The sequence below is a fragment of the Halorubrum sp. Ea8 genome (genome assembly GCF_002252925.1).
In the GTDB taxonomy this organism is placed as follows: Archaea; Halobacteriota; Halobacteria; order Halobacteriales; family Haloferacaceae; genus Halorubrum.
The window spans coordinates 1-2,523 of record NZ_NHPF01000140.1 but is presented as its reverse complement, the minus strand read 5'-3'; the positions used below and the strand labels follow the sequence as shown (position 1 = coordinate 2,523).

Here is a 2,523-nt window from a genome sequence, read left to right as displayed (position 1 = left end):
TTCGCCGACCGCTATCCGCACCGGGCCCTCGTCTCCGGGATCGTCGCCGTCGTCCACCGGCGCGTGGTCCGGCTCGTCGCCGTCCGCGTAGTCGTCCAGCGTCGCCTCGCGGTGGTCGCCGCGCTCGCCCTCCAGTTCGCTCAGCGCGTAGCCGACGGCGTAGCCGGTCGATCCCCCGAGGAAGGCGCCGATCCCGGCGCCGATCGGGCCGCCCCGAGCCCCGAGCACCGCCCCCGTGAACCCGCCGACCGTGGCGGCTCGCTCCGCTTCTCGCTCGGCCCGCGTGCGGTCCCGGTCGGCGATCCGATCGGCGGCGTGGCCCTCGTCGTGGTCGTGATGGGTCATACCCGACGGTAGGGGCTCCGACGGTCTATACGCTTCGCCGATAAGGGACGAGGGGGGCGAGCGGAGCGATCAGACCGTGTGTTTCGCCTCTTCCGCGTCGTCGACGACCTCGATCCCGCGGTTGTTCACCGCGTGGGGGTCGAGCCCCTGCTCCTGCAGGAACTGCTTGTAGATGCGTTCGACCGTCTCGCCGTCCTTCTGTCGGTCGCTGGCGTGGTCGCACAGCTCCACGAGGTTCTCCGGCACGTCGTTCTCGTGGACGATCCAGTGGTTGATCGTGTCCGAGAGCCGGCGGATGGGCGAGGTGAAGTGGCCGTAGATGTCGAAGTTGAGCGCGTGATGGCCGCCGAACGGGTCGTTCATGTACTTCGCGCGGGGCATCACCTTCAGCACGGCGCGCTGGATCTTGTTGAGCTGGCGGCCGGGCGACTCCTCGAGGGCGGCGTTGACCGCCTTGCGCGGGTCGTCGCCCCACGCGCTACCCGGGATTGAGACCCCGTCGAGCTCCTGGATCTCCGTGAGCGCCTCGCTCCACTGGTCGGGGGTCGGCTGCGGGTGGACCCGGTACATGGCCTCGACGCCGCGGTCCCACATCAGGGTGTGCGTCACCGCCTTGTTCGCCTTCAGCATCGACTCCTCGATGATGGTGTGCGCGCGGTCGCGGCGCGGGTTCAGGACGAGCGAGCCGTCCTCCTTGCGCTGCTCGTGCATCCGGTCGGCGAGCTCGAAGGCGAGTTCGTTCTCCTCGCCGAGGGGGAGCGAGGGGTCCTCCAGCCGCTCCTCGCACTGCTTGTAGGTGAGCCGCTCGTCGGAGTTGATGACGGACTTGTAGATGTCGATGTCCTCGAACGAGAGCGTCTCGTCGTCGATCTCCATCTCGACGGTGTGCGCGAGCCGGTCCTCGTTAGGGACGAGCGAGCAGACCGTCTCGGCGAGCACCGGCGGGAGCATGTGGATCGTGTAGTCGGGCAGGTAGACGGTGTTCGCCCGCTTCACCGCCTCCTCCCACATCGCCGTGTCGGGCGTGACGTAGTGGGTGACGTCGGCGATGTGGACCCACAGCCGGTAGGCGCCCTCCTCGCGCTCGATCGAGATCGCGTCGTCGAAGTCCTGCGCGTCGACGGGGTCGGTGGTCCAGGTCGTGAGATCGCGGAGGTCCTCGCGCTCGTCGATCTCGGCTTCGATCTCGTCGTACACGCCCTCGGTCCGGGTCTCCGCCTCGCGGAGGACCTCGTTCGGGAACTCGTCGGGGATCTCGAACTCCTCGAACAGGTCCGCCCGCTTGTCGGCGAGGCGGTCCGCCAGCTCCGGCGTGATCGTCACGGGCCCCTGGTCCTCGGCGGACCCCGGTTTCGGCTCGTCGTCTGACATACCGGGACCAACGCGGGTCCGTTAGAAAGGCCTGTCGGGGGCGCAGGAGCGGCCGCGCCAGACCGGGGGCGGGAGTGTCGGAGGCGTCGCCCGCCTACCAGACAATCACGCCGAGGACCGGCGAGAGCGCGACCGCCGCGACCGTCAGCGAGACGAGCCCGAGAACGACCGGCACCGCCGACCGGCCCACCAGCCGGAGCGCGGTCCGGCGAGCGCTCGCGTCGCCGACCACGAACGGCGATCCGCCGGCGATCCGCGCTTTCACCTCGCCGACCGGAGCGTCCGGGAAGGCGGTCGCGTCGCCGACGACCGTCACGGCGTCGCCGGGGCGAAGAACGCGCTGGCGGTATCGACGCTTCGGGTCGCTTCCGACGGTTACCGGGCCGAGCTCCCACCCCGTCTCCGACTCATCCACCGCCTCCACCGCGTCCGTGAACCGGCGGACGCGCTCGGGCGGCGTCTCGTCGGCCGCGACTTCGACGTCCTCGTCGACGCCGAACGCGAAGCCGGCGGCCGCGGGGTCGACGCGAACGCCGACCCCGTCGACGACGACGCGGAACGGGACGCCCGCCTCGCCGGTGTCGATCGAGACCCACGATCGGCCCCTCCCTTGGCTGCGGTACTCCGACACGTCGTACGAGCAGCAGAGGCACCGCTCGTCGGTGAACAGAGCGGGGAGCGTTTCGGGGTCCTCGCCACCCGTGTCACCGCTCTCCCCGTCGTCTCCCCAGCCGCCGGGTGCGGATCACCGGACGCGCCGAGACCGCGTCGGACGCGCCCGATGGGTCCGGCGGCTGGGGAGACGAC

At 70.6% G+C, this 2,523-nt stretch carries 2 protein-coding genes and 1 pseudogene; all 3 read right to left on the bottom strand.

Annotated features, from left to right (window positions below; all coding sequences use genetic code 11):
• Positions 1-345, bottom strand: a 345-nt coding sequence (locus DJ74_RS16370) for a hypothetical protein (protein WP_217900349.1), incomplete at its 3' end; no start/stop codon positions are given.
• A 69-nt stretch (positions 346-414) separates the two neighbouring features.
• Entirely contained in the window at positions 415-1,716 is a 1,302-nt protein-coding gene (locus DJ74_RS16365) for a ribonuclease R family protein (RefSeq protein WP_094521901.1), read from the bottom strand.
• 94 nt (positions 1,717-1,810) lie between these two features.
• Positions 1,811-2,407: pseudogene (locus DJ74_RS16360) on the bottom strand (hypothetical protein); the annotation flags it as partial.
• Between the last annotated feature and the right edge of the window lie 116 nt (positions 2,408-2,523).